Here is an 890-nt window from a genome sequence, read left to right on the forward strand (position 1 = left end):
GCCCGTGCCGTCGAAGAACACGCCGATGAACAGGTTCGTGTCGCAGGGGTTTTTCGGGTCTGTTCTGTGTTCTCTGTCGACGGCGTGGCGGTTAACCGTTTCATTTTGGTCCTTTGTAAAGAACCGATATCGATCGGCAGGGTTGGACGTTTCCAACGGGACTCGCTGAGCAAGGGTTGCACTCATGGTTTACTCGCCTCCAATCTGCGAATGTAGGCCTGATCCTTGGCCAAGCGCCTTTCCCATCGTTCCATTGCCTCCGTGACTGTACCCTCATTATTGATGAGGCAGGGCTTCGGATCGGCCATGCACGATTTGGTGTGCTTGATTCGGTCCTCGACGAGTTTCATCCGCCTATTAATGAGTTTTGTACGGTACGCCTCCGAAGGCTGAGGCCAGCCCCGGATCTCGCCGGGCCAGTCCTCGTGGGGCGGGTCGACCTCGCTGAGCACCACGGCGTAGCGTCCGCCGGGCAGGGCCTGGAGCCAGAGCGTGGCCCTGTCGGGATCGCCGTAGCGGGGTACCGCCACCGTGCGCTCGAGGTCCAGCGTGCCGTTGTCCCGGCGCCGGATATAATCTTCCCGGATTTCGTCCGTCGTATCGCCCTCAAGGGCAGGACTGATGGTCAATACGACCTCCAGCCCCTCGTGCCACTGTTCGGGCAGGGGTACGCAGCAGGTGACGCCGCCGGCGCCGTAAGGGAGGATGCTCATGCCCACGGCGCTGTATTCGGCATCGCCCGGGCGGTGCACGGAGAAGTAGCGGATGCCCCGCTCGGTGTAGTTCACCGCCGATACGGACACGCCGATGGTGTCCCCGCCGCCGCAGGCGGTGAGCAGGGCGGCCATGAGCAGGGGCCAGACGATGAGGGGGGTCGAGCGGCGTGCTGT

At 62.9% G+C, this 890-nt stretch carries 2 protein-coding genes; both read right to left on the minus strand.

Features of this window, described 5'->3' with window-relative positions; genetic code table 11:
* Positions 1–186: hypothetical protein (locus tag G7A99_RS24990; protein ID WP_205599995.1), on the minus strand; the 186-nt coding region annotated here is incomplete at its 3' end.
* Positions 183–890 (minus strand): DUF3304 domain-containing protein (locus G7A99_RS21745; RefSeq protein ID WP_163144025.1); only part of this gene is annotated, 708 nt, incomplete at its 5' end. The genes G7A99_RS21745 and G7A99_RS24990, both read right to left, overlap by 4 nt.

The organism is Arhodomonas sp. KWT, assembly GCF_010993615.1.